At 71.3% G+C, this 25,487-nt stretch carries 25 protein-coding genes and 1 pseudogene; 25 read left to right on the forward strand and 1 reads right to left on the reverse strand.

Translation table 11 applies throughout. The features are described from left to right. The 20 genes from rho to BU198_RS17305 form a co-directional block, all read left to right on the forward strand. The coding region (rho, locus tag BU198_RS17210; protein ID WP_188297736.1) for a transcription termination factor Rho at nt 1-1,461 on the forward strand (1,461 nt) is incomplete at its 5' end. Between the two features lie 140 nt (nt 1,462-1,601). Further along, nucleotides 1,602-2,738, forward strand: a complete 1,137-nt coding sequence (locus tag BU198_RS17215) for an LCP family protein (protein WP_188297737.1) — start codon at nt 1,602-1,604, stop codon at nt 2,736-2,738. A gap of 138 nt (nt 2,739-2,876) precedes the next feature. Beyond that, complete coding sequence (rpmE, locus tag BU198_RS17220) at nt 2,877-3,098, forward strand: 50S ribosomal protein L31 (protein WP_188297738.1); 222 nt, start codon at nt 2,877-2,879, stop codon at nt 3,096-3,098. Between the two features lie 151 nt (nt 3,099-3,249). Then, nucleotides 3,250-4,329, forward strand: coding sequence for a peptide chain release factor 1 (prfA, locus tag BU198_RS17225; RefSeq protein ID WP_188297739.1), 1,080 nt, complete (start codon nt 3,250-3,252; stop codon nt 4,327-4,329). Nucleotides 4,330-4,393: 64 nt separating this feature from the next. Further along, the gene (prmC, locus tag BU198_RS17230) at nt 4,394-5,260 is read left to right on the forward strand and encodes a peptide chain release factor N(5)-glutamine methyltransferase (RefSeq protein WP_188297740.1); all 867 of its coding nucleotides are present in this window, start codon (nt 4,394-4,396) and stop codon (nt 5,258-5,260) included. 34 nt (nt 5,261-5,294) lie between these two features. Continuing rightward, nucleotides 5,295-5,942 (forward strand): L-threonylcarbamoyladenylate synthase, encoded by a 648-nt coding sequence (locus BU198_RS17235; protein ID WP_188297741.1) that lies wholly within the window; start codon nt 5,295-5,297, stop codon nt 5,940-5,942. Between the two features lie 14 nt (nt 5,943-5,956). Then, nucleotides 5,957-6,616: a protein-tyrosine-phosphatase gene (locus BU198_RS17240; RefSeq protein WP_411293203.1), complete on the forward strand. Its 660-nt coding sequence runs from the start codon at nt 5,957-5,959 to the stop codon at nt 6,614-6,616. A gap of 119 nt (nt 6,617-6,735) precedes the next feature. Then, complete coding sequence (gene glyA / locus BU198_RS17245; protein WP_188297742.1) at nt 6,736-8,016, forward strand: serine hydroxymethyltransferase; 1,281 nt, start codon at nt 6,736-6,738, stop codon at nt 8,014-8,016. A gap of 172 nt (nt 8,017-8,188) precedes the next feature. Further along, a complete protein-coding gene (locus tag BU198_RS17250) occupies nt 8,189-9,478 on the forward strand; it encodes an MraY family glycosyltransferase (RefSeq protein ID WP_188297743.1) in 1,290 nt (429 codons plus the stop codon). A 297-nt stretch (nt 9,479-9,775) separates the two neighbouring features. Further along, a complete protein-coding gene (locus BU198_RS17255; RefSeq protein WP_188297744.1) occupies nt 9,776-10,219 on the forward strand; it encodes a hypothetical protein in 444 nt (147 codons plus the stop codon). Nucleotides 10,220-10,504: 285 nt separating this feature from the next. Further along, nucleotides 10,505-11,317 carry a F0F1 ATP synthase subunit A gene (atpB, locus tag BU198_RS17260; protein ID WP_317620169.1) on the forward strand — a complete coding sequence of 271 codons (813 nt, stop codon included), beginning with the start codon at nt 10,505-10,507 and terminating at the stop codon, nt 11,315-11,317. 91 nt (nt 11,318-11,408) lie between these two features. Continuing rightward, the gene (gene atpE, locus BU198_RS17265; RefSeq protein ID WP_031074289.1) at nt 11,409-11,645 is read left to right on the forward strand and encodes an ATP synthase F0 subunit C; all 237 of its coding nucleotides are present in this window, start codon (nt 11,409-11,411) and stop codon (nt 11,643-11,645) included. 35 nt (nt 11,646-11,680) lie between these two features. Continuing rightward, nucleotides 11,681-12,241 (forward strand): F0F1 ATP synthase subunit B, encoded by a 561-nt coding sequence (locus BU198_RS17270; RefSeq protein WP_188297746.1) that lies wholly within the window; start codon nt 11,681-11,683, stop codon nt 12,239-12,241. Continuing rightward, nucleotides 12,238-13,053, forward strand: coding sequence for a F0F1 ATP synthase subunit delta (locus BU198_RS17275; RefSeq protein ID WP_188297747.1), 816 nt, complete (start codon nt 12,238-12,240; stop codon nt 13,051-13,053). The genes BU198_RS17270 and BU198_RS17275 overlap by 4 nt, the downstream gene beginning before the upstream one ends. A 156-nt stretch (nt 13,054-13,209) precedes the next feature. Next, nucleotides 13,210-14,784, forward strand: coding sequence for a F0F1 ATP synthase subunit alpha (gene atpA / locus BU198_RS17280; RefSeq protein ID WP_188297748.1), 1,575 nt, complete (start codon nt 13,210-13,212; stop codon nt 14,782-14,784). 32 nt (nt 14,785-14,816) lie between these two features. Then, complete coding sequence (locus tag BU198_RS17285; RefSeq protein WP_188297749.1) at nt 14,817-15,731, forward strand: F0F1 ATP synthase subunit gamma; 915 nt, start codon at nt 14,817-14,819, stop codon at nt 15,729-15,731. A gap of 2 nt (nt 15,732-15,733) precedes the next feature. Beyond that, complete coding sequence (gene atpD / locus BU198_RS17290; protein ID WP_188297750.1) at nt 15,734-17,179, forward strand: F0F1 ATP synthase subunit beta; 1,446 nt, start codon at nt 15,734-15,736, stop codon at nt 17,177-17,179. Between the two features lie 185 nt (nt 17,180-17,364). Beyond that, a complete protein-coding gene (locus BU198_RS17295) occupies nt 17,365-17,748 on the forward strand; it encodes a F0F1 ATP synthase subunit epsilon (protein ID WP_188297751.1) in 384 nt (127 codons plus the stop codon). Nucleotides 17,749-17,896: 148 nt separating this feature from the next. Continuing rightward, nucleotides 17,897-18,397 (forward strand): DUF2550 domain-containing protein, encoded by a 501-nt coding sequence (locus BU198_RS17300; RefSeq protein ID WP_188297752.1) that lies wholly within the window; start codon nt 17,897-17,899, stop codon nt 18,395-18,397. A gap of 87 nt (nt 18,398-18,484) precedes the next feature. Continuing rightward, nucleotides 18,485-19,057, forward strand: a complete 573-nt coding sequence (locus tag BU198_RS17305) for a cob(I)yrinic acid a,c-diamide adenosyltransferase (RefSeq protein ID WP_188297753.1) — start codon at nt 18,485-18,487, stop codon at nt 19,055-19,057. A gap of 67 nt (nt 19,058-19,124) precedes the next feature. On the opposite strand, the gene BU198_RS17310 is transcribed toward BU198_RS17305, so the two are convergent. Next, nucleotides 19,125-19,742 (reverse strand): hypothetical protein, encoded by a 618-nt coding sequence (locus BU198_RS17310; protein ID WP_188297754.1) that lies wholly within the window; start codon nt 19,740-19,742, stop codon nt 19,125-19,127. A gap of 149 nt (nt 19,743-19,891) precedes the next feature. Here BU198_RS17310 and BU198_RS17315 point away from each other — a divergent pair, with 149 nt between their 5' ends. The 5 genes and pseudogenes from BU198_RS17315 to BU198_RS17335 form a co-directional block, all read left to right on the forward strand. After that, on the forward strand, nt 19,892-21,109 hold the full coding sequence (locus BU198_RS17315) for a sensor histidine kinase (RefSeq protein WP_188297755.1): 1,218 nt from the start codon (nt 19,892-19,894) through the stop codon (nt 21,107-21,109). Further along, nucleotides 21,106-21,756 carry a response regulator gene (locus BU198_RS17320; protein WP_188297756.1) on the forward strand — a complete coding sequence of 217 codons (651 nt, stop codon included), beginning with the start codon at nt 21,106-21,108 and terminating at the stop codon, nt 21,754-21,756. The genes BU198_RS17315 and BU198_RS17320 overlap by 4 nt, the downstream gene beginning before the upstream one ends. Nucleotides 21,757-22,028: 272 nt before the next feature. Beyond that, a complete protein-coding gene (locus tag BU198_RS17325; RefSeq protein WP_188297757.1) occupies nt 22,029-22,898 on the forward strand; it encodes a 3-hydroxyacyl-CoA dehydrogenase family protein in 870 nt (289 codons plus the stop codon). Between the two features lie 351 nt (nt 22,899-23,249). Further along, on the forward strand, nt 23,250-23,570 hold the full coding sequence (locus BU198_RS17330) for an STAS domain-containing protein (protein WP_188297758.1): 321 nt from the start codon (nt 23,250-23,252) through the stop codon (nt 23,568-23,570). Nucleotides 23,571-23,809: 239 nt separating this feature from the next. Next, a pseudogene (locus tag BU198_RS17335) lies at nt 23,810-25,487 on the forward strand (ATP-binding protein); the annotation flags it as partial.

Consider the following 25,487-nt stretch of genomic DNA (forward strand, 5'->3'; position numbering starts at 1 on the left):
ACCGAGCGCCAGGAGGGCGGCGAGGCCCAGGACGCCGACGGGCGCGAGTCGCGTCGCGACCGCCGCAGCCGCCGCGACCGCACCGACCGCACTGAGCGCACCGAGCGCACCGAGCGCCAGGGTGGCCAGCAGCAGGGCGGCCAGGCCGACCAGCAGAGCCGCCAGGCCCAGCCGGCCCAGCAGCAGCCGGCCCCGCAGGGCGGTTACGAGGACGACGAGTTCGGCGACGGCCGCCGTGGCCGGCGCGGGCGCTACCGCGACCGCCGTGGCCGCCGCGGGCGCGACGGCTTCGAGGCCGGCCCCGTCGAGACGCCGATCGGCGAGGACGACGTCCTGATCCCGGTCGCGGGCATCCTCGACATCCTCGACAACTACGCGTTCGTGCGCACCTCCGGCTACCTGCCGGGGCAGAACGACGTCTACGTCTCGCTCGCCCAGGTCCGCAAGAACGGCCTGCGCAAGGGTGACGCCATCACCGGCGCGGTGCGCCAGCCGCGCGACGGCGAGCGCCGCGAGAAGTTCAACGCCATGGTGCGGCTGGACTCCGTCAACGGCATGGACCCGGAGAGCGGCCGCGGCCGCCCCGAGTTCAACAAGCTCACCCCGCTGTACCCGCAGGACCGGCTGCGCCTGGAGACCGACCCGGGTGTGCTGACCACCCGGATCATCGACCTGGTGTCGCCGATCGGCAAGGGCCAGCGCGGTCTGATCGTCGCGCCGCCGAAGACCGGCAAGACCATGGTGCTCCAGGCGGTCGCCAACGCGATCACCCACAACAACCCCGAGTGCCACCTGATGGTCGTCCTGGTCGACGAGCGTCCGGAAGAGGTCACCGACATGCAGCGGTCGGTGAAGGGCGAGGTCATCTCCTCGACCTTCGACCGCCCGGCCGAGGACCACACCACCGTCGCCGAGCTGGCCATTGAGCGCGCCAAGCGCCTGGTGGAGCTGGGCCACGACGTGGTCATCCTGCTGGACTCGATCACCCGCCTGGGCCGCGCCTACAACCTGGCGGCGCCGGCCTCCGGCCGCATCCTGTCCGGTGGTGTCGACTCGACCGCGCTGTACCCGCCGAAGAAGTTCTTCGGTGCCGCGCGCAACATCGAGAACGGCGGCTCGCTGACCATCCTGGCCACCGCGCTGGTCGAGACCGGCTCGCGCATGGACGAGGTGATCTTCGAGGAGTTCAAGGGCACCGGCAACATGGAGCTCAAGCTCGACCGGAAGCTCTCGGACAAGCGCATCTTCCCGGCCGTCGACGTGGACGCCTCCAGCACCCGCAAGGAGGAGATCCTGCTCGGCAGCGAGGAGTTGGCCATCGTCTGGAAGCTGCGCCGGGTGCTGCACGCGCTCGACTCGCAGCAGGCGATCGAGCTGCTCCTGGACAAGATGAAGCAGACCAAGAGCAACGCCGAGTTCCTGATGCAGATCGCCAAGACCACCCCCGGCTCCAGCGACTGACGGTAGCCGGACGGCAGTCGAAGCACGGAACCCCGGATCGCGCGAGCGGTCCGGGGTTCCGTGCGTCCGTGCCCGGGTTGTTCCAGAGTTGGGACACGTTGAGGCCTTTGGATCATGTTGTCCGATTTACTCTGGACCGTATGGCCGAGCACAAGAGGGTCCCGAGTCGCCGCCGCAAGGTCCTGCGGACGGCCGCCTGCGCGTTCGTCGCGCTCGTCGTCCTCGGCGCCGGTGCGGCCGTCTACGCGTACGTGAGGTTCAACGACAACATCAGGAGCGTCGACATCGACGGCCGGCTCGGCGACGCCAGGCCGCCGGCCGCCACCGACGGGTCCTTCAACATCCTGGTGCTGGGCTCCGACTCGCGGGCCGGCGACAACGGCTCGGTGGCCGGCGGGGACACCGGCGACACCGCCCGCTCGGACACCGCGATGGTGCTGCACGTCAGCCAGGACCACTCCCGCGCCCAGATCGTCTCGATACCGCGCGACACCCTGGTCGCCCGCCCCGACTGCACCGACGCGAAGGGCGGGGCGGTGCCGGCGGCCAAACGCGCGATGTACAACAGCGCCTTCGAAGCCGGCGGCGCGGCCTGCGCGGTCAAGACCACCGAGCAGCTCACCGGACTGCGGATGGACCACTACCTCCAGATCGACTTCGCCGGCTTCGCCCGGGTCGTCGACGCGATAGGCGGGGTCACCGTGAACACCACGGTGGCCATCCACGACAAGGACAGCGGGCTCGACCTGCCGGCCGGTGAGCACCACCTGGACGGGAAGCAGGCACTGGCCTTCGTGCGCACCAGGCACGGCGTCGGCGACGGCAGCGACCTCGGCCGGATCGAGCTCCAGAAGCAGATGGTGAAGTCCCTGCTGAAGCAGGCCGGGGGGACCGGGCTGTTCACCAACCCGGTGAAGCTGTGGTCGATCGGCGACACCGCGACCAGGAGCATCACCACCGACTCCGCGCTCGGCTCGGTGAACTCGCTGGTGGGGCTCGCCCAGGAGCTCAAGGGCATCGGCCCGGACCAGCTGAGCATGGTCACCCTGCCGGTGGAGACCGCCCCCAGCGACCCGAACCGGGTGGTCCAGCAGCAGCCGCAGGCCGACCAGGTCTGGGCGGCGCTCAAGGCCGACCGGCCGTTCCCGCAGGCGGTCGTCTCCGCGCAGCCGGAGAACCCCGCCCAGGCGGCCTCCACGCCCGCTCCGACGGCCGCCCCGTCGACGGGCGCGAGGAGCACGGGGAAGGCCACCGCGAAGGCCGGCACGGCGCGCTGAGCGGCGCCCGGAATATCCCGGAGTGACCCCCGGTTTGGGAAGAAGCGGCCGGTCCTGGCAGACTGGTCCGTCGGTCCCGGTTCACGTGCGGCGCTCCAGCCGCCGACCCGGTGCCCTCCAGAACCCTAGGAGATCCCCTTGAAGTCCAACGTTCACCCCCAGTACGTGGTCACCCATGTGACCTGCACCTGCGGCGCCGAGTTCACGACCCGCTCGACCGAGACCAGTGGCGAGATCCGCGCCGAGGTCTGCTCGCAGTGCCACCCGTTCTACACCGGCAAGCAGAAGATCCTCGACACCGGTGGCCGCGTGGCCCGCTTCGAGGCCCGCTTCGGCAAGCAGCACAGCGCGAAGGCCTAGCGCTCGCTCGGCGCCGGTTCCCGGTGCCCCCGTACTCGTCGTCGGGGGTGCCAGGGGGCCGGCGCCGTTCGCGTCCCCCCGCGCGTTCCGCGTTTCCGCTCGTACCGAACCACCCCCACACGTACCGATTCCCCGGGAAGAAGGCCACCCCATGTTCGAGGCAGTCGAAGAGCTCCTCGTCGAGCACGCCGACCTCGAGAAGAGGCTGGCCGACCCGTCCGTCCACGCCGACCAGGCCAACGCCCGCAGGCTGGCCAAGCGGTACGCCGAGCTGACCCCGATCACCCGGGTCTACCGGCAGTGGCGGCAGGCCGGCGAGGACATCGAGGCGGCGCGCGAACTCGCCGCCGAGGAGCCGGAGTTCATCGCCGAGGTGAAGGACTCCGAGGCGCGCAGGGACGAATACACCGAGGAGCTGCGGCTGCTGCTGGTGCCGCGCGACCCGAACGACGACAAGGACGTCATCCTGGAGATCAAGGCGGGCGAGGGCGGCGAGGAGTCCGCGCTGTTCGCCGGCGACCTGCTCCGGATGTACCTGCGCTACGCGGAGCGGGTCGGCTGGAAGACCGAGCTCATCGACGCCAACGAGTCCGACCTCGGCGGCTACAAGGACGTCTCGGTGGCCGTGAAGACCAAGGGCAGCACCGAGCCCGGCCAGGGCGTCTGGGCCCGGCTGAAGTACGAGGGCGGCGTGCACCGCGTGCAGCGCGTCCCCGCCACCGAGTCGCAGGGCCGCATCCACACCTCCGCGGCGGGCGTGCTGGTCACCCCCGAGGCGGAGGAGGTCGAGGTCGAGATCGTCGCCAACGACCTGCGGATCGACGTCTACCGCTCCTCCGGCCCCGGCGGCCAGTCGGTCAACACCACCGACTCCGCGGTCCGGATCACCCACCTGCCGACCGGTATCGTGGCGTCCTGCCAGAACGAGAAGAGCCAGCTCCAGAACAAGGAGCAGGCGATGCGCATCCTGCGGTCGCGGCTGCTGGCGGCCGCGCAGGAGGAGGCCGAGCGGGAGGCCTCGGACGCGCGCCGCAGCCAGGTCCGTACGGTGGACCGCTCCGAGCGGATCCGGACGTACAACTACCCCGAGAACCGCATCTCGGACCACCGCACCGGATTCAAGTCGTACAACCTGGACCAGGTCCTGGACGGCGAACTGAACGCGGTGATCCAGTCCTGCGTCGACAAGGACGCGGCGGCCAAGCTCGCCGCCGCGGCCCAAGAGAACTGAGACCGGCGCGCCCCAGCCCGCGTTTCCGCCCGGAGCCGGAGCGCAGAAACAAGAGGTCGTACGGATGAACCTGCTGCTCGCCGAGGTGGCCCAGGCCACCCAGCGGTTGGCCGCGGCCGGCGTGCCGTCGCCGCGCTTCGACGCGGAGGAGCTCGCCGCCTACGTCCACCGGGTCAAGCGCAGCCAGCTGCACACGGTGAAGGACGCCGACTTCGACGCCCGCTACTGGGAGGCGGTCTCGCGCCGGGAAGCGCGCGAGCCGCTCCAGCACATCACCGGGCGCGCGTTCTTCCGCTACCTCGAACTGGAGGTCGGCCCCGGGGTGTTCGTGCCCCGGCCGGAGACCGAGACGGTCGTCGAGTGGGCGATAGACGCGGTGCGCGACATGGACGTGGCCGAGCCGCTGGTGGTGGACCTGTGCTCCGGCTCCGGCGCGATCGCCCTCGCCCTGGCCCAGGAGCTGCCCCGCTCCACCGTGCACGCCTTCGAACTCGACGAGGGCGCGCTGGAGTACACCCGGCGCAACATCGAGGCCAGCCAGGACCGCGCCCGGGTCACCCTGCACGCCGGTGACGCCACCAAGGCCTTCGAGGACGACCGCTCCTGGGACGGCCGCTTCGACCTGGTCATCTCCAACCCGCCGTACATCCCGCTCACCGAGTGGGAGTACGTCGCCCCGGAGGCCCGCGACCACGACCCGCAGATGTCGCTGTTCTCCGGCGAGGACGGCCTGGACACCATCCGCGGCATCGAGCGGGTGGCCGCCCGGCTGCTGCGCCCGGGCGGCGCGGTGGTGATCGAGCACGCCGACCAGCAGGGCGGCCAGGTGCCGTGGATCTTCAACGAGGAACACGGCTGGACGGACACCGCCGACCACCGTGACCTGAACAACCGGCCTCGCTTCACGACCGCCCGCAAGGCCGTGCTGTAACCGTCATGAGCCACTCCGGAAGGGGACCGCACCGATGAGCCGCCGTTACGACTGTGCCGATGCCGGGGACCGCGCCACCGGGCTGCGGGAGGCCGCCTCGGCCATCCGCCGCGGCGAACTCGTCGTGCTGCCCACCGACACCCTCTACGGGGTCGGCGCGGACGCCTTCTCCCCGGAGGCCGTCGGCGAGCTGATGGCCGCCCGCGGCCGCAGTCGCAACACGCCCTCGCCGGTGCTGGTCGGCTCGCCGACCACCCTGCACGGCCTGGTCACCGACTTCTCCGAGCAGGCCTGGGAGCTGGTCGACGCCTTCTGGCCCGGCGGTCTCACCCTGGTCGCCAGGCACCAGCCCTCGCTGCGCTGGGACCTCGGTGACACCCGCGGCACCGTCGCGGTCCGGATGCCGCTGCACCCGGTCGCCATCGAGCTGCTGAACGCCACCGGCCCGATGGCCGTCTCCAGCGCCAACCGGATCGGCGGTTCGTCCCCGCTGACCTGTGACGAGGCGCAGGCCCAGCTCGGCGACGCGGTCTCGGTCTACCTGGACGGCGGGGCGGCCGAGGACGCCGCCACCTCGTCGATCGTGGACGTCACCGGCAAGGTCCCGGTCCTGCTGCGGGCCGGCGCGATCAGCGTCGAGCAGCTGAGGGAGGTCGTCCCAGACCTGGAGGCCGGCAGTTGACGCCGACCGTCTCGCTGCACGCCGGGCCGGGCATAGCGCGGTACCTGAGCGTGGGCCCCAGGCCGCTGGACCACTTCCGGATCCTGTTCGTCTGCACCGGCAACATCTGCCGCTCGCCGATCGCCGAGCGGCTGACCCGGCGTGAGCTGGACACCCGGCTGAGCCCCAGGGTGGCCGGGCGGATCCTGGTCGAGAGCGCCGGCACCTGGGGCCACGTGGGCGCCCCGATGGAGGACCACGCCGTGACCGTGCTCGACGAGTACGGCGCCGACAGCGGCGGCTTCACCGGCCGCGAGCTGCTGGACGAGCACGTGGTCGAGGCCGACCTGGTGCTCACCGCGACGCTGGACCACCGCGCCCAGGTGATCTCGATGGGCCACGAGGCGGGACTGCGCACCTTCACGCTGAAGGAGTTCACCCGCCTGGTGCGGACGATCGACCCGGGCACCCTGCCGGACCCCCGGCGCGGCGCCGACGTCACCGAGCGGGCCCGCGCGCTGGTCAGGGCGGCCGCCGCGCTGCGCGGCTGGCTGCTGGCCGCCACTCCGGAGTCGGACGAGGTGGACGACCCGTACGGGGCGCCGATCGGCATGTTCCGCAACTGCGGCGAGGAGATATTCCACGCGGTCGACCCGGTGGTCACCGCGCTCACGGGCGTGCCCGCGCCGCGCTGACACGGTTGGCGGCGGGCCCGGCGCCGAGGGGGCCGGACGGCCGCAGCTCGGCGGGCCGGGCGGCGGCGACGGTCCTACGCTGGGTGACACAGTCCCCCGCAGCGCCCGGGAGCCCCGCCATGACCGTCACCGATGCCGCGACCGGCCCGACCACGACGACAGGGCGCCCCCGGGTGTCCGAAGTGCTGCACCGGGCCGATCCGCAGCTGGCCGACCTGCTGGCCGCGGAGGCCGAGCGCCGCGCCGAAACGATCCAGCTGCTGGCGGGGGAGAACCTGACCACCCCCGCCGTCCTGGCGGCGCTCACCGGTCCGCTGATCGACAAGTACGCCGAGGGCTACCCGGGCCGCCGGCACCACACCGGCTGCGCGCTGGCGGACGCCGCCGAACTGCTGGCGATCGACCGGGCCCGTGAGCTGTTCGCCGTTCCGCACGCCAACGTCCAGCCCCGGTCGGCGACTTCGGCGATGCTGGCGGCGTACGCGGCGCTGCTGAAGCCCGGCGACGGGGTGCTGGCGATGTCGCTGGAGCACGGCGGCCACCTCAGCTGCGGCTCGCGCGCCAACTTCTCCGGCCGCTGGTTCGACTTCACCGGCTACGGCGTGCGCGAGGACGACGGGCTGATCGACCTCGACCAGGTGCGCGAGCTGGCCCGGCGGCACCGCCCCAAGGCCATCGTGGCCGGCTCCATCTCGCACCCCCGCCACCCGGACTGGGCGGCGTTCCGGGAGATCGCCGACGAGGTGGACGCCTATCTGATCGCCTCCGCCGCGCAGACCACCGGGCTGATCGCGGCCGGGGTGGCGCCCTCCCCGGTGCCGTACGCGGACGTCACCGTGGCGGCCACCCACAAGCTGCTGCGCGGTCCGCGCGGCGGCCTGCTGCTGTGCACCGCCGAGCTGGCCGAGCGGATCGACCGGGCGGTGTTCCCGTTCAGCCAGGGCGGCGCGGCGATGAACGAGGTGGCCGGCAAGGCGGTGGCCCTCGCGGAGGCCTCCACGCCCGGCTACCGGGCGTACGCGCAGCGCACGGTGTCCGGGGCACGGGCGCTCGCCGAGGGGCTCGCGGAGGCCGGAATGCGCCCTCTGACGGGCGGTACCGACACCCATCTGGTGACCGCCGACGTGAGCCCGCTCGGCGTGACCGGCGCCGAGGCCGAACGGCGCTGCGCGGCGGCCGGACTGCTGCTCGGCAAGTGCGCGCTGCCGTACGACCCGGCGCCGGCCGCCGAGGCCTCCGGCATCCGGCTGGGCACGGGCACGGTGACCAGCCAGGGGATGGGGGAGTCCGAGCTGGCCGAGATCGCCGGGCTGATCGCGCGGGTGCTCGCCGGGGGCGCGGAGGCCCCGGCCGCGGCGCGGGTGCGGGAGCTGGCGCTGGCCTTCGCCGACCGGGCCTGACGGAGATCGTCCGCGGGTATCCGGATCCCCTACCCGGGAGGGCGAACCGCGATGCACGGTCCCGGCGTCCGACTCAATAAGGTGTGTGCCGTGGCGACGCACCTCGAAACCCGGGAAGGCAGGGGAGTACCTTCGGTACCCCCCGGTTCGACAGCGATGCAGGAGGCCAGTGGTGCGTGAGTATCTGCTGGTGCTGTTCTGCACGGCCGCCGTCACCTACCTGCTGACCGGCCCGGTCCGGAAGTTCGCCATCGCGGCCGGCGCCATGCCGCCGGTGCGTGCCCGTGACGTGCACCGCGAACCGACGCCGCGGCTCGGCGGCATCGCGATGTTCGGCGGACTGTGCGCGGGCATCCTGGTCGCCTCGCAGCTCGACAACCTGAGCAAGGTGTTCTCGCAGGGCACCGACATCCGCGCGCTGCTGTCCGGCGCCGGGATCATGTTCCTGCTCGGGGTGCTCGACGACAAGTGGGGCGTGGACGCGCTGGTGAAGCTCGGCGGCCAGATGATCGCCGCCGGTGTGATGGTCTGGCAGGGCGTCACGGTGATCACCCTCCCGGTGCCCGGCGTCGGCCCGGTCGCGGTGAGCCCGACCCAGGGCATGGTCATCTCGGTCGCCCTGGTCGTCGTCATGGTCAACGCGGTGAACTTCATCGACGGTCTGGACGGCCTGGCCGGCGGCATGGTCTGCATCGCCGCGATGGCCTTCTTCCTGTACAGCTACCGGCTCTGGTACGGCTACACGATCTCCGACGCGGCCCCCGCCGTGCTGTTCAGCGTGCTGCTGATCGGCATGTGCCTGGGCTTCCTGGCGCACAACATGCACCCCGCGCGGATCTTCATGGGCGACTCGGGATCGATGATGCTGGGCCTCATGCTGGCCGTCGCCGCGATCTCCATCACCGGCCGGGTCGACCCGGACCTGATCAGCAGCGAGACCGGTTCGCAGACCGCCACCGTGCACACCCTGGTGCCGATCTACATCCCGCTGCTGCTGCCGCTGACGGTCATCGCGCTGCCGCTGGCCGACCTGCTGCTCGCCGTGGTGCGCCGCACCTGGGCCGGCCAGTCCCCGTTCGCCGCGGACAAGCGCCACCTGCACCACCGGCTGCTCCAGGTCGGGCACTCGCACAGCCGCGCCGTACTGATCATGTACTTCTGGGCCGCGCTGATCGCCTTCGGCTCGGTGGCCTTCTCCGTGACCAACACCGGCCGCACCGTCGTCCTGACGCTCGCCGGGCTCTGCCTGGTCGGCCTGGTGGTGCTGCTCACCCCGCGGTTCCGCCCGCGCGCCCCGCGGGCGGTGCAGTCCTTCGTCCCCCCGCGCTACCGCCGCCGGCAGACCGCTCCGATGGCCGAACTGTCGGCGAAGGACAAGCAACTCCTGGGTGAAGCCGGCCGGGGCTCCGGCACCGGCTCCACCGCGGCCGACCAGCACCACAAGGCCACCGGGCGTCGCTGACAAGGAAGTTGACGGCGAGTTGGATCGCTTCACCCGAATGGCGGAGCCGCTGCGCCTATGGTGTGACAGGTGCCACACATTCATGGTAAAGCTCTCATCAAATAGTTTGTGATACCGTTCACGAGTATCGAGAACACGCCGAAAGACCTGACAGGTGGATGACTTCCGTCCCTGTCGGTCTCCCTCACCGGGCCCGCCGTTCCTGCGGGCGGCCCGCGGCGATGCCTCGGTCCGGCGTCACCCGCCACCGCTGTGCCCGTCCCCCCGCCACATCGACATGCCGCCGGAGCTGCCGACATGCCGTCCACCGACGCCCGGATCCTCCGAGGCGCCGCGATTCCCACTGCGGTCGCCGGGATCATCGCCATGGCGATCTCCTTCGCAGTCGCCGGCGGGAAGGGGCTGCTCGGCGCCCTGTTCGGCGCACTGCTCGTGATGGCCTTCTTCAGCTTCGGCCAGGTCGCGCTCGACCGGCTTACCAGGTCGAACCCGCAGATCATGATGGCCGCGGCGCTGCTGGTGTACACCACGCAGATCCTGCTGGTCGGCATCGTGCTCGCGGTCTTCCAGGACACCGAGCTCTTCAACCGGCAGGCGTTCGCCTTCACGCTGCTCGGCTGCGCCCTGGTCTGGACGGGCTTCCAGGTGCGTGGTGCACTCAAGGCCAAGACCTTCTACGTCGACCCCGACGCCTCCGAAAAGAAGGGCGACAAGCCCTCCGACAAGGGGCGTCAACAGTGACGAGGCCCGACTGTCCCCCCAACGAGGGGGGCGGTGTTTATGCCGCACTGACGGGCTGCTATCGTCCGTCGCAACAACGGAGTACGGGAAGAGGCCTGGTCTGTCCGCAGAGCGGACCGATCGCCCCCCTGATCCGGGCAGTCTTCGATGATCCCGCTGTGGTGCAGTGCACCGGCGCGCGGGGTCGGCGAGAAACCCATCAAGTTCCAGTGCCGCTCCGTGGCCGCAGGCCACGCCGACACACCGAGGTTGCCGTATCCATGCGTCACGACGAAGGAGTCCGTGGTGAGTGCTGAACTCACGTCCCTCGCCTCAGGCAGTTGCCACTTCGGGGACGCTGGCTGCGGCTTCCCGGCCCCTGGCCTGAACGAGTTCCAGTTCAAGCCGATCTTCTCGATCGGCAGCGTCGAGTTCAACAAGCCGATGCTGCTGTCGTTCATCGTCGCGTTCCTGGTGGTCGGCTTCTTCTGGGCCGCCTTCGCCAAGCCGCGCCTGGTCCCCGGCAAGCTCCAGCTGGTCGGCGAGATCGGGTACGACTTCGTCAAGCGCTCCATCGTGCTGGAGACGATCGGCAAGAAGGGCGAGAAGTACGTCCCGATGCTCGTCTCGATGTTCTTCTTCATCTGGCTGATGAACATCATGTCGATCATCCCGTTCGCCCAGTTCCCGGTGATGGCGGCGATCGCGTTCCCGGCGGGCCTCGCGGCGATCGTCTGGCTCACCTACATGACGCTGACCTTCAAGAAGCACGGCTTCGTCGGCGGTCTGAAGAACCTCTGCTGGCCGTCGGGCATCCCGGGCTGGGTCATGTTCATCCTGGTGCCGATCGAGTTCTTCTCGAACGTCCTCGTGCGCCCCTTCACGCTCGCGGTCCGAGCCTTCGCGAACATGTTCGCCGGCCACCTGCTGATCGTGATGTTCTCCATCGCCTCCTGGTACCTGCTCAGCCCGACCCTGGGCGCGCTCTACGGCTCGGTCTCCTTCGTGGTGACCATCGCGCTGACCGCCTTCGAGCTGCTGGTCCAGTTCCTGCAGGCCTACATCTTCGTGATGCTGGCCAGCAGCTACATCGCCGGTGCCCTCGAAGAGGCGCACTGAGCCCCGGGGCCCAGGCCCCGCCCAGAACCACCTCCCGGATCGCCCGGTGGCCAATCACCACCGGTTCACCACCCTGCAAAGGACAACGTCAATGAGCATCCTCGCTGAGGGCACTGTCTACGGTTCCGTCGCCTCCCTGGGCTACGGCCTCGCCGCCATCGGCCCCGGCATCGGCGTCGGTCTGATCTTCGGCAACGGTGTCCAGGCGATGGCCCGCCAGCCCGAGGCTGCCGGTCTCATCCGTTCCAACATGTTCATCGGCTTCGCGCTGACCGAGGCGCTCGCCCTCATCGGCATCGTCATGCCGTTCGTCTTCGGCAACAAGTAATCCCGCCGTAGACCCTTTCTGAGGAAGGTCCAGATATGAGCATGGCGATCGTCCAGCTCGCGGCCGAGGAGAAGATGAACCCCCTCCTCCCCGCGTGGCCCGAGATCATCATCGGCCTGCTCTGCTTCTTCATCGTCTTCGGTCTGCTCGGCAAGAAGCTCCTCCCCAGCATCGAGAAGGTGCTGTCGGAGCGCCGGGACGCGATCGAGGGCGGGATGGAGCGCGCCGAGACCGCTCAGGCGGAGGCCCAGGCCCTGCTTGAGCAGTACCGCGCCGAGCTCGCCGAGGCGCGCCACGAGGCTGCCCGCATCGTCGAGCAGGCTCGCGAGCAGGGTGCCGCCCAGCTCGCCGAGATGCGCGAGGAGGGCCAGCGCCAGCGCGAGGCCATCGTCGCCGCCGGTCACGCCCAGATCGAGGCGGACAAGAAGCAGGCCACTGCCGCCCTGCGTCAGGACGTGGGCTCGCTGGCCACCCAGCTGGCGTCCCGCATCGTGGGTGAGTCCCTGGAGGACCACACCCGGCAGAGCGGCGTCATCGACCGCTTCCTGGACGAGCTGGAGGCCAAGGCCGCCGTTGCTCAGGGTGCGGCCAAGTGATCGGCGCCAGCCGTGAGGCCTTCGCCGCCGGCCGGCAGAACCTGGAGAGCCTGACCGACTCCACCTCGGTGGACGTGGCCAAGCTCGCCGAGGAGCTCACCGCCGTCACGGCCGTGCTGGACCGTGAGGTGTCGCTGCGCCGAGTCCTGACCGACCCCTCCCGGTCGGGCGAGGACAAGGCCCAGCTGGTCGCCTCGCTGCTGACCGGCCAGGTCACCGGCGCGACGGTCGACCTGGTCTCCGGCCTGGTCCGCTCCCGCTGGTCGGGCTCGCGCGACCTGGTGGACGCGACCGAGGAGCTCGCCGCGTACGCCGTGATCGTCGCCGCGGACAAGGCCGGCTCCCTGGACGACGTCGAGGACGAGCTCTTCCGGTTCGGCCGGGTGGTGAGCGGTTCGCACGAGCTGCGGGCCGCGCTGACCGAGCCGAAGGCCGGCACCGCCGCGAAGGCCGCGCTGATCGCGAAGCTGCTCGGCGGCCGCGCCAACGCCGGCACCGTCCGGCTGGTCACCGCCGTCGTGAACGCGCCGCGTGGCCGTAGCCTGGAGCAGGGCCTGGAGTCCTACTCCAAGCTCGCCGCCGCACGCCGTGACCGCGTGGTGGCCCTGGTCACCACCGCGGTGCCGCTGTCGGACACCCAGAAGGAGCGCCTGTCCGGTGCTCTGGGCCGGATGTACGGCCGCCAGGTCCACCTGAACATCGACGTCGACCCCCAGGTCGTGGGCGGTGTCCGGGTGCAGATCGGCGACGAGATCATCAACGGCACCGTGTCGAGCCGCCTCGAGGGCGCTCGCCAGTCGCTCGAAGGCTGAGCACCGAAGCAGCACATCCGACCCTCGGTCGGGAAACCGGCTCCCCAAGGAGCCGGCACATCGTACGGCCGGTTCGGAAGACCCGGCCGAGAGTCGAATACTTGCGGCCCTCAATGGCGGGCCGAGGATCGCAAACTAGGAGAGCAGGGAAGCCTGATGGCGGAGCTTACGATCCGTCCGGAGGAGATCCGGGACGCGCTGGCCGACTTTGTCCAGTCGTACCAGCCGGACGCCGCTTCTGTGGAAGAGGTCGGCAAGGTCACTGACGCGGCGGACGGCATCGCGCATGTCGAGGGCCTGCCCTCGGTCATGGCGAACGAGCTGCTGCGGTTCGAGGACGGCACGCTCGGCCTCGCGCTGAACCTCGACACCCGCGAGATCGGTGTCGTCGTCCTCGGTGAGTTCGGCGGCATCGAAGAGGGCCAGACCGTGCGCCGCACCGGCGAGGTCCTCTCGGTTCCGGTCGGCGACGGCTACCTCGGCCGCGTCGTGGACCCGCTGGGCAACCCGATCGACGGCCTGGGCGACATCGCCGCCACCGGTCGCCGCGCCCTGGAGCTGCAGGCCCCCGGCGTCATGGCCCGCAAGTCGGTCAAGCAGCCGCTGCAGACCGGCATCAAGGCGATCGACGCGATGACCCCGATCGGCCGCGGCCAGCGCCAGCTGATCATCGGTGACCGCCAGACCGGCAAGACCGCGGTGGCCGTCGACACGATCATCAACCAGCGTGACAACTGGCGCTCGGGCGACCCGGAGAAGCAGGTCCGCTGCATCTACGTCGCCGTGGGCCAGAAGGGCTCCACCATCGCGTCCGTCCGTGGCGCCCTGGAGGAGGCCGGCGCGCTGGAGTACACCACCATCGTGGCTGCTCCCGCCTCCGACCCGGCCGGCTTCAAGTACCTCGCCCCGTACACCGGTTCGGCCATCGGCCAGGAGTGGATGTACGACGGCAAGCACGTCCTGATCATCTTCGACGACCTGTCGAAGCAGGCCGAGGCCTACCGCTCCGTCTCCCTGCTGCTGCGCCGCCCGCCGGGCCGCGAGGCCTACCCGGGTGACGTCTTCTACCTGCACTCCCGCCTGCTGGAGCGCTGCGCCAAGCTGAACGACGCCCTGGGCGGCGGCTCGATGACCGGTCTGCCGATCATCGAGACCAAGGCCAACGACGTCTCGGCGTACATCCCGACCAACGTCATCTCCATCACCGACGGCCAGTGCTTCCTGGAGTCCGACCTGTTCAACGCCGGCATCCGCCCGGCCGTGAACGTCGGCATCTCGGTCTCCCGCGTCGGTGGCTCCGCCCAGATCAAGGCCATGCGCTCGGTCGCCGGCCGTCTGCGTCTGGACCTCGCCCAGTACCGTGAGCTGGAGGCCTTCGCCGCCTTCGGTTCCGACCTGGACGCGGCCTCCAAGGCCCAGCTGGAGCGCGGTGCGCGCATGGTCGAGCTGCTGAAGCAGGGCCAGTACCAGCCGTTCCCGGTCGAGGAGCAGGTCGTCTCCATCTGGGCCGGCACCAACGGCAAGCTGGACGACGTCCCGGTCGCCGAGATCCGCCGCTTCGAGCGCGAGTTCCTGGACCACGTCCGCCTGCAGCACAAGGACCTGCTGGCCGGCATCGTCGAGACCGGTCTGCTGGCCGAGGGCACCATCGACGCGCTGACCACCGCGATCGAGGCGTTCAAGCAGGGTTACCAGACCGCTGACGGCAAGCTGCTCTCCGAGCGGGCCTGAGTCCGGTAGCGAGGGAAAGGACGTAACGACCCATGGGAGCACAGCTTCGGGTCTACAAGCGCCGGATCCGCTCTGTCACCGCGACGAAGAAGATCACCAAGGCGATGGAGATGATCTCCGCGTCGCGCATCGTCAAGGCGCAGCGCGCGGTGGCCGCCTCCACTCCGTACGCCGATGAGCTCACCCGGGCGGTGACGGCGGTGGCCACCCGGTCCAACGCCAAGCACCCGCTCACCACCGAGAACCCGGACGCCAAGCGCGCCGCAGTCCTGCTGATCACGGCGGACCGCGGCCTGGCGGGCGGCTACTCGACCAACGCCATCAAGGCCGCCCAGGGGCTCACCGAGCGCCTGAAGGCCGAGGGCAAGGACGTGGTGACGTACATCGTCGGCCGCAAGGGCGTCTCGTACTACACGTTCCGCGGTCTCACGATCGCGGGCTCGTGGACGGGGTTCTCGGACAAGCCGACCTACGGTGACGCGAAGGCCGTGGCGGCCGACCTGATCGAGGCCTTCACGGCCGAGACGGGCGGCGTGGACGAGCTCCACCTGGTCTCGACCGAGTTCGTGTCGATGCTGACGCAGAACGCGGTGGACGCGCGGCTGCTGCCGCTGAAGCTGGACGAGGTCCAGCTCAGCGACCAGACGCCGGCCAAGTCGGAGATCTTCCCGCTGTACGACTTCGAGCCGTCGGCGGAGGGCGTCCTGGACGCGCTGCTGCCGCGGTACGTCGAGAGCCGGATCTACAACGCGATGCTGCAGTCGGCCGCTTCCGAGCACGCCGCCCGCCGTCGCGCGATGAAGAGCGCGACGGACAATGCCGGCGAGCTCATCAAGTCGCTCACGCGGCTTGCCAACTCGGCCCGTCAGGCCGAGATCACCCAGGAAATCAGCGAGATCGTCGGTGGCGCCAACGCGCTGGCCGACGCTAGCCGCGGGAGCGAATGAGTATGACCACCACTGTTGAGCCGACCACGGCGACGGGCCGCGTCGCGCGGGTCATCGGCCCGGTCGTCGACGTGGAGTTCCCCGTCGACGCGATTCCGGACATGTACAACGCCCTGCACGTCGAGGTGGAAAACCCCGACGGCACGGGCAAGAAGACCCTGACCCTCGAGGTCGCCCAGCACCTCGGCGACGGCATGGTCCGCGGCATCTCGATGCAGCCGACCGACGGCCTGGTCCGTGGTTCGCAGGTCTCCGACACCGGTGCCGCGATCTCCGTCCCGGTCGGCCAGATCACCAAGGGCAAGGTGTTCAACGCCCTCGGTGACGTGCTGAACGTCGACAAGGACGAGTTCGAGTCGCAGGTGGAGGTCCGCTGGCCGATCCACCGCAAGGCCCCGGAGTTCAAGGACCTCGAGTCCAAGACCGAGATGTTCGAGACGGGCATCAAGGTCATCGACCTGCTCACCCCGTACGTCACCGGTGGCAAGATCGGTCTGTTCGGTGGTGCCGGTGTCGGCAAGACCGTTCTGATCCAGGAGATGATCTACCGCGTCGCCGAGAACTTCGGTGGTGTGTCGGTGTTCGCCGGCGTCGGCGAGCGCACCCGTGAGGGCAACGACCTCATCGACGAGATGGTCGACTCGGGCGTTCTGGACAAGACCGCGCTGGTCTTCGGCCAGATGGACGAGCCGCCGGGCACCCGTCTGCGCGTCGCGCTGTCCGCGCTGACCATGGCGGAGTACTTCCGTGACGTCGAGAAGCAGGACGTGCTCCTCTTCATCGACAACATCTTCCGGTTCACCCAGGCCGGTTCCGAGGTGTCGACCCTGCTCGGCCGCATGCCCTCCGCGGTGGGCTACCAGCCGAACCTGGCCGACGAGATGGGCCTCCTCCAGGAGCGCATCACCTCGACCCGCGGTCACTCGATCACCTCGATGCAGGCGATCTACGTCCCCGCGGACGACCTGACCGACCCGGCCCCGGCCACCACCTTCGCCCACCTGGACGCGACGACCGTTCTGTCGCGCCCGATCTCGGAGAAGGGCATCTACCCGGCCGTCGACCCGCTGGACTCCACGTCCCGCATCCTCGACCCGCGGTACATCGCAGCGAACCACTACGAGACGGCCATCCGTATCAAGGGGATCCTGCAGAAGTACAAGGACCTCCAGGACATCATCGCGATCCTCGGTATCGACGAGCTGTCCGAAGAGGACAAGGTCACGGTGCACCGTGCCCGTCGCATCGAGCGCTTCCTCTCGCAGAACACCTACGTGGCGAAGCAGTTCACCGGTGTCGAGGGCTCGACCGTCCCGCTGTCGGAGACCATCGAGGCCTTCAACTCGATCGCGGACGGCAAGTACGACTCCGTCCCGGAGCAGGCCTTCTTCATGTGCGGTGGCATCGAGGACCTCGAGAAGAACGCCGCAGAGCTGGCGAAGAAGTAATCGCGGCCGGTAGCAGCTGTGCGTGACGTGAGGGGTGGCCCCCGAGCCTGGGGACCGCCCCTCACGGCGCATCGGCTGTGATTCCGGTCAAATCCGTGCCGCCGGTTTCATGCCGGAGGCGCGGGGCCGTTATTCTTACCGAAACTCCCGAGTAATCGGGGGTTGCATGAGCCTAGGAGCCCACGTTGGCTGAGCTGCACGTCGAGCTGGTCGCAGCCGACCGCAAGGTGTGGTCCGGTGCGGCCACCATCGTTGTCGCCCGTACGGCCTCCGGTGACACCGGCATCATGCCGGGCCACACCCCGGTACTGAGTGTGCTGGAGACCGGTCCCGTCACCATCCGCACGGCGGACGGCGGCACCGTGATCGCCGCTGTGCACGGCGGCTTCATCTCCTTCGCCGACAACAAGCTGTCTCTGCTCGCGGAGATCGCCGAGCTGGCGGACGAGATCGACGTCGCCCGTGCCGAGCGCGCGCTGGAGAACGCGAAGTCGGGCCTGGACGAGCACGCCGAGCGGCGCGCCGAGGTCCGTCTGTTCGCGGCGCGCGGCCTCAAGGCCCACGTCTGAGTGCGCCGGATCCCGGCTTAGCGGGGTCTACCGACGGTCCCGGGGACGCGTGAGCGTGACCCCGGGACTGTCGTCGTAGTTGGTAGGTCAGCGCGGTCGCTTGATACGACCGCTACGGGGAACGCGGGTAGCGAGGAGGTGGGTGAGCATGGTCCTCGCGCTTGTGGTGTGTGCGGCGGTCGTGGCCCTGGGAGTGATCGGGTTGATGGCCTTCGCCGTCCGGCGCCGCCTGATCCAGAGGGTCGGCGGCACCTTCGATTGCAGTTACCGGCTCAAAATGCCTGCCGACGCCTCGACGCAGCCCGACCTCGACGAGAACGGCAAACCCACCTCGGCCCCGGTCCCTCCGACCGACGGCAAGGGGTGGGTTTTTGGTATCGGCCGCTACAGCGGCGACTCGATCGAGTGGTTCCGGGTCTTCTCCTACGCCCCGCGGCCGCGCCGGATGCTGCCGCGCCGCGAGATCGAGGTGCTCGGCCGGCGCTACCCGGAGGGCCAGGAGGAGCTGGCGCTGCTGTCCGGCTCGGTGGTGCTGCGCTGCCTGCACAACGGGGTGCCGCTGGAGCTGGCGATGAGCGAGGACGCGCTGACCGGCTTCCTGGCCTGGCTGGAGGCCGCCCCGCCGGGGCAGAGGGTCAACGTCGCGTAGCGACGAGACCCTCGGGTTGGGGGCACCTCCCGGCCGGAGGCCCGGCTCGGGGTTAACGCGGCCTAACCCGGCGGTTAGTCTGGCCGCATGGTCAATCTGACGCGCATCTACACCCGTACCGGCGACGACGGCACCACCGCGCTCGGCGACATGAGTCGGACCACCAAGACCGACCCGAGGCTGATCGCGTACGCCGACGCCAACGAGGCGAACGCGGCGATCGGGGTGGCCCTGGCCGCGGGGGAACTGGCGGAGGACGTCTCGGCGGTGCTCGTCCGGGTCCAGAACGACCTGTTCGACGTCGGCGCCGACCTGTCCACCCCGGTGGTCGAGGACCCGAAGTACCCGCCGCTGCGGGTGCTCCAGTCCTACGTCGACCGGCTGGAGGCGGACTGCGACGAGTACCTGGAGCGGGTGGAGAAGCTGCGCAGCTTCATCCTGCCCGGCGGCACGCCCGGTGCGGCCCACCTGCACCTCGCCTGCACGGTGGTGCGGCGCGCCGAGCGCTCGACCTGGGCGGCCATCGCGGAGCACGGCGACAGCGTCAACCCGCTCACCGCGAAGTACCTGAACCGGCTCTCCGACCTGCTGTTCATCCTGGCCCGGGTGGCCAACAAGGAGCGCGGCGACGTGCTCTGGGTCCCGGGCGAGAACCGCTAGAGCCCGCCGAAGGGCCCGTCCCCGGACCCCCGCGGGGCGGGGACGTCCGGGGACGGGCCGCGAGGCCTCAGGGCCGGTCGGCCGGGGCGTGGACGCCGGTGCCGACCAGGGTCTTCCCGGTGACCACCCGGCCGTTCTCGACCGGCACGCCGGCCGGCGCCTCCTTGGGCCAGAGCGAGTAGCAGCCGGCCACGATCACGTTGACCGCGGCCGCGATGCCCAGCTTGAGGTACCACTGGGTGAAGGTGCCGAAGTGCGCGGAGCCGGCGGAGAGCGGCACGAGCAGGGTGATCAGGGCCAGGGTGACGGCGGCCGACACGACGGTCCGGCCGGCGATCTGCCACTCGTACCTGGTCCGCTCCGGCCCGTACTTCGGCGAGGGCAGCGGCTTGGGGCCGCCGGCGAAGCGGTACAGGAAGTGCCGGTCGGCCCAGCGGACCAGCGAGGGGCCGTAGCCGATGGAGAAGCCCGCGTAGCTCGCGGCCAGGGCGTGGGTCCAGCTCGCGGTGGCGCCGCCGCGCAGGTCGAGGACGGTGAGCGCGTAGAGGGTGAGGTCCACCACGGGCAGGCCGACCAGCAGCGCGGTGCTGGCGCGGCGCCATCGCAGCAGGTAGCGGGTGGCGAGTCCGAGGCCGAGCAGGATCCAGAAGGAGACCTCGGCCGCGACGATGAGAGTGACGATCACGTTCTGCTCCCGGGCGATTCGGTGGTGCCTCCAGGCTCGTGCGCGGGCGCGCCGGTGTCGTCGTCGTCCGGTGCCGTCCGGTGCTGCATCTTTCGATGTAGCGGGCTCCTCCGCGGACCGGAGCCGGGCGGGCCGCCGGGGATGGTGAGATGGGGAACGTGGCCTTCCCGTTCCCCGTTCTCTCCCCGCGCCGGCAGGACCGGCTGATCGCCCTCGGCGGGCTGCTCGGCGGCGCGGTGCTGATCGTCTTCAAGGTGTACGACCGGGCCGACGACATGCCGCTGTGGGCGGTGCTGCCGCCGCTGCTGGTGATGGCGGGGCTGGAGCTGGTCCGGCGGACCAGGCCGGTGCTGGCGGTGTCGGTCGGCGGGCTGGCCTTCGCGGCGAGCCTGTTCGCCGGCAGCCTGATGGCGACGTTGATCATGTACACCGACCTGTTGTACGCGGCGGTGATCTACGGCACGCCGCGGATGTCCCGGGTGCTGCACCTGAGCGGCGGGGCCACGGTGCTGTCGCTCTCCGTACTGGCGGCGATGTACGGCGGCACCTCCGCCGGGCTGCTGATCGCGGTGGTCAGTTCGCTGGTCTTCCTGGGGCCGGTGTGGACCGGCGACGTGGTGCGCAAGCACCGGCAGGAGGCGGAGACCGAGCGGTTGCGGGCGGAGCAGACCGCGTTGCTCTCGGAGCTGGACCGGCGCGAGGCGATCGGCGCCGAACGGGCGAGGATGGCAAGGGAGTTGCACGACGTGGTGGCCAACCACCTGTCGGCGATCGCGATCCACGCCACCGGTGCGCAGGCGGTGGCCAGACGGCGGCGGCTGGCCGCCGACGATCCGCTGGTGGAGGTGCTGGCGGTGATCCGGGAGAACAGCGTCCAGGGATTGGCCGAAATGCGCCGCATGATCGGACTGCTTCGGGACAGCGGCGGGGGCGAGGCGGACGAGTCCTACGCGGCGCCCGACCTGGCCGCGGTGGACTCCCTGCTGGCGAAGGCCAGGGCGGCCGGGCAGGACGTCGGGCTGGAGTTCGAGCTGGACGAGCGCGGCGAGCGCGGTGAGGTGCCGGTGCCGGTCGGGCTGGCCGCGTACCGGATCGTCCAGGAGTCGCTGACCAACGCGCTCAAGCACGCCGGGCCCGGACTGGTCAGCCTGCGGCTGGAGTTCGCGCCCGAGGAACTGCGGATCGCCGTCGACAGTCCGTACCGGGGCGGGCCCGGTCGTGGACTGCCCGGCGCCAGGGCCGGACTGGTGGGCATGGCGGAGCGGGCCGGGCTGCTCGGCGGCAGCTTCGAGGCCGGGCCCGAGGACGGGTGCTGGAGGGTGCGCGCGGTGCTGCCGCGCGCCCAGGAGAGCGGGGGGCGGGCATGACGATCCGGGTGCTGGTGGCGGAGGACCAGGCGGCGGTCCGGGCGGCGCTGGTGATGATCCTGCGCGCCGAACCGGAGTTCGAGGTGGTCGGGCAGGCCGCCGACGGCGAGGAGGCCGTCCGGCTCGCGCTGGAACTGCGGCCCGACGTGGTGCTGATGGACGTGCAGATGCCCCGGCTGGACGGCGTCTCGGCGACCAGGGAGGTGGTCGCGGCCGGGGCCGGCCAGGTGCTCGTGCTGACCACCTTCGACCTGGACGAGTACGTCTACGGCGCGCTGCGGGCCGGCGCGTCCGGGTTCCTGCTCAAGGACCTGGAGGCGGACGCCCTGATCGAGGGCATCCGTACGGTGGCGCGCGGGGACGGCATGCTGGCGCCCTCGGTGACCAAGCGACTGATCGGGACCTTCGCCCGCCCGGAGCGGCCGGTCGGGCCCGAGGCCAGGGCGGCGGTGGGGGCGCTGACCGGCCGGGAGCGGGAGGTGCTGGCCTGCCTCGGGGCCGGGATGTCCAACGTCGAGATCGCGGCCCGGCTGGAGATGGCGGAGGCCACCACCAAGACGCACGTCAGCCGGATCCTGGCGAAGCTGCGGCTGCGCAGCCGGGTGCAGGCGGCGATCCTGGCCCAGGACCTCGGGCTGACCATCTGACGAGCTGGTCGACCGATCACATGGTCACCTGACCAGGTCGGTTGCAGATCACACTCCCGATTGCTATTGCACGGGGGGATTCGGCATTAGAGTCCCGGCTTAAGCGAGCGGAGCGAGCGACCTGAAGGAGGGGCGAGCTCCGCGGAAGCGACTGCCGGGCGCGAGCGCGGCGGGAGAATTGAGCGATGCGGCTCTACTGCGGCGGTGATCCCTGCCCTGAGCCGCCTTCAGGGCCCGCCCGCGGGGCGGCGACGGCATCGGGAGACCCAGCCATGAGCAATGCGTCCAGCAAGCAGATCGCCGTGATCGGTGCCGGCCTGATGGGCGCCGGCATCGCCCAGGTGTCCGCGCAGGCCGGCCACCCGGTGGTGCTGCGGGACGTCACCGAGGAGGCGCTCCAGCGGGGCCTCGCGGGCATCCGCGCCTCCTACGACAAGTTCGTCGCCAAGGGCAGGCTGAGCGCCGAGGACGCCGAGGCCGCGCTGGGCCGGATCACCACCACCACCGACCTGGGCGCCGTCGCCGAGGCCGACATCGTGGTCGAGGCCGTGTTCGAGCAGCTGGACGTCAAGGAGGGCGTGTTCCGCGAGCTCGACAAGCTCGCCAAGGACGGCGCCGTGCTGGCCTCCAACACCTCGGCCATCCCGATCACCCGGATCGCCGCCGCCACCCGGCGCCCCGAGTCGGTCGTCGGCGTCCACTTCTTCTCGCCGGTCCCGATGATGAAGCTGGTCGAGCTGGTCCGCGGCTACAAGACCAGTGACGAGGCGCTGGCCACCGCCCGCGCCTACGCCGAGGGCGTCGGCAAGGAGGTCGTGGTGGTCAACCGCGACGTGGCCGGCTTCGTGACCACCCGCCTGATCACCGCGCTGGTCGTCGAGGCCGCCAAGCTGTACGAGTCGGGCGTGGCCACCGCCGAGGACATCGACACCGCCTGCCGGCTCGGTTTCGGCCACGCGATGGGCCCGCTCCAGACCGCCGACCTGACCGGCGTGGACATCCTGCTGCACGCCGCCCGCAACATCTACACCGAGACCCAGGACGAGAAGTTCGCCGCGCCGGAGATCATGGCCCGCATGGTCACCGCCGGTGACCTGGGCCGCAAGAGCGGCCGCGGCTTCTACCCGTACGAAGGCAAGTGAGCCGGCCGGACTGACGACGCGGCGGGCCGTGCGACCGAGCACCGTACGGCCCGCTCCACCGGGGCGGGTGAGTTTCCTCACGCCGGTGCCGCAGACGGGTGATTTGGGCGGTAATCGAGCGTAGGTGTGGGGCCGACCTGCGTATATTCCCTCGGACGGGTGAAGTTGCTTCAGATCTGGCCGGAACCAGCAACCTGCGGAGCCGGTTCACCGTCAGATGAGGGAACCCGGCATTCCGCCCGGGTCCGGACGTGGGGCTGCGGCCCGCCCGGAGACACCCCCCGCTCCCGCACCCGGCACGGCCGGGGCGGACCCGCCCCGCACCAGGCCGTCCAGGCGAAGGAGGAGAGCATGCGCATCACCGGCGACCACACGGCGCTGGCCATCGAAGGCCGCCTCGACGTGCGCACCGCCGCCGACGCGCGGGCCCGGCTGCACCAGGCGGTGGACGGCGGCCTCGGCGACCTCGTACTCGACCTCGCCCGGCTGGAGTTCTGGGACGCCACCGGACTCGGCGTGATCATGGGCACCCACCGCCGGGCCGGCCGGATCGGCCGCCGGCTGGTGCTGCGCTCCGTCCCGGCCCAGCTCCAGCGGCTGCTGGTGGCCACCAAGCTGCACCGCATCCTCGCCGTCGACGGCGTCCCCGAGGCGCACGGGGTCGCGCTGTAACCGTCGTCGCGCCGCCGCACGCGCCCGCACACCCCTCGCCCCCACCACGCAACGTCCCTGGTCAGCGCCGCCGGCCGGCCGTCCGCAGCGGACCGCTCTGCACGGCCGGCTCCCGATGTGCAAGAGTCTGCCCGTCAGAAGACGGCCGCCGGGGCTGCCTCCAGCCCGGCCGAGGCCGTGACCGGACGTCAGCCGGGCGGCGCGGGGCGCCGCCGGCCGAGCACGATGCGGAGCAGAACGTGGCAGAGCCATCCGGGGAGTTCCGGCAGGAGGCCGCCCGCACCCGCGGCGGCGAACTGGTCTCCGGCGGCCTGCTGGTGGGCGTCGGCGCTCCGGACGGCTCCGAGGCCGGGCCCTGCCCCGAGGAGTGGCGGCCGCGCCCGCACCGGATCGAACGCAGCGAACCCGCCCGCGGCCCGGTCGGCGGCGTCGGCCGCGCGGTCGGCCCGCTCGCGCTCGGCGCCGGGCCCGCCGACCTGCCGATGCTGGACCGCGAGGCCGACATCGCCGAGCTGCTCGGCCTGCTCTCCCAGGGCCGCTCGATACGCCTGGTCGGTCAGGCCGGCTCGGGCCGCAGCGCGCTGCTGTCGGCCGTCGCCGAAGCCGCCGCCGACCTCTCCCCCGGCGGGGTGGTGCAGCTCTGCGGCCACCGCAGGACCGTCCCCGACCTGCTCCAGGACCTCTTCGCGGCCACCCATCACGCCCCCGGCTACCGCCCCGACCCCGGACAGCTGGCCGCCCACCTCGCCGAGGTCGGCGCGATCGTGGTGATCGACGCCGCCGAACCCTCCGGCGCCGAGCTGGAGGAACTGCTCGCCGCCGCCCCCGGCTGCGCCTTCGTGATCTCGGCGGCCCCGGACGACCCGCCGCTGCCGGCCGGCTCCCGGCTCCAGGACCACCTGGTTGCCGGGCTCTCCCGCTCCGCCTGCCTCGCCCTCACCGCCCGGCTGGCCGGGCGCCCGCTGGACGTCGACGAGAAGGCCTGGGCGGTGGACCTCTGGTTCGAGTCCGAGGGCCTGCCGCTGCGCTTCGTCCAGGCCGCCGCGCTGCTGCGCCAGCGGGACGTGTCGGTGGACGCGCTGGTCGCCGCCGAGGACGACCGGATGGGCGTCTTCGGCGCGCTCGACGAGCCCGTCCACGACCCGGACCCGGCGATCCGGGAGAACGCGCTGCGCCGCACCGTCCCGCTGCCCTCGGTGGCGGAGACCGCCTCGCCCGCCGTCCGGCTCGCCGAGGGGCTGAGCGAGCCCGCGCAGGCCGTGCTGCGGCTCGCCGTCGCGCTCGGCGGCGAGTGCCCCACCGCGCCGCACCTGCCGGCCCTGATCGACGTCGGGCAGGGCGAGGCCGCCCTCGCCGAACTCGCCGACGCGGGGCTGGCGGTGTCCATCGGCGGGCATCACCGGCTGACCGCCGGCGCGCTCGAACTGCTCGTCCCGCACTGGCCGGCCCGCGGCTGCGTCGACGGTGCCGCCCAGCACTTCGCCTGGTGGGTCGGGCACGGCTCGGTGACGCTGGAGCAGATCGCCGCCGAGGCGGAGGTGGTGGTCGGCGTGCTGCTCGCCGACCGCACCGCGGGGCGGCACGACGCGGTGGTCAGGCTCGCCAGGGCGGCGGCGCCCGCGCTCGCGCTGTCGCTGCGCTGGGGCGCCTGGGAGAGGGTGCTCCAGCTCGGCCTGGAGGCGGCCCGCAGGACCGGTTCGCCGGTCGACCAGGCCTGGTTCCACCACGAGGCGGGCGTGCACGCGATCTGCCTCCGGCAGCCCTCCCGGGCCATCGCCGAGCTGGAGACCGCGCTCACCCTGCGGACCTCGGCGGGGGAGCAGCGCGGGACGGCCTCCGCCCGCCGGATGCTCGACCTGCTGCGCGCCGAGGGCCGGCAGCTGCCGGCCGCCGCGCCCGCCGTGGCGGCGCCCGGCC

It is taken from the genome of Streptomyces sp. CBMA156 (genome assembly GCF_014596515.1).
Lineage (GTDB): Bacteria > Actinomycetota > Actinomycetes > Streptomycetales > Streptomycetaceae > Kitasatospora.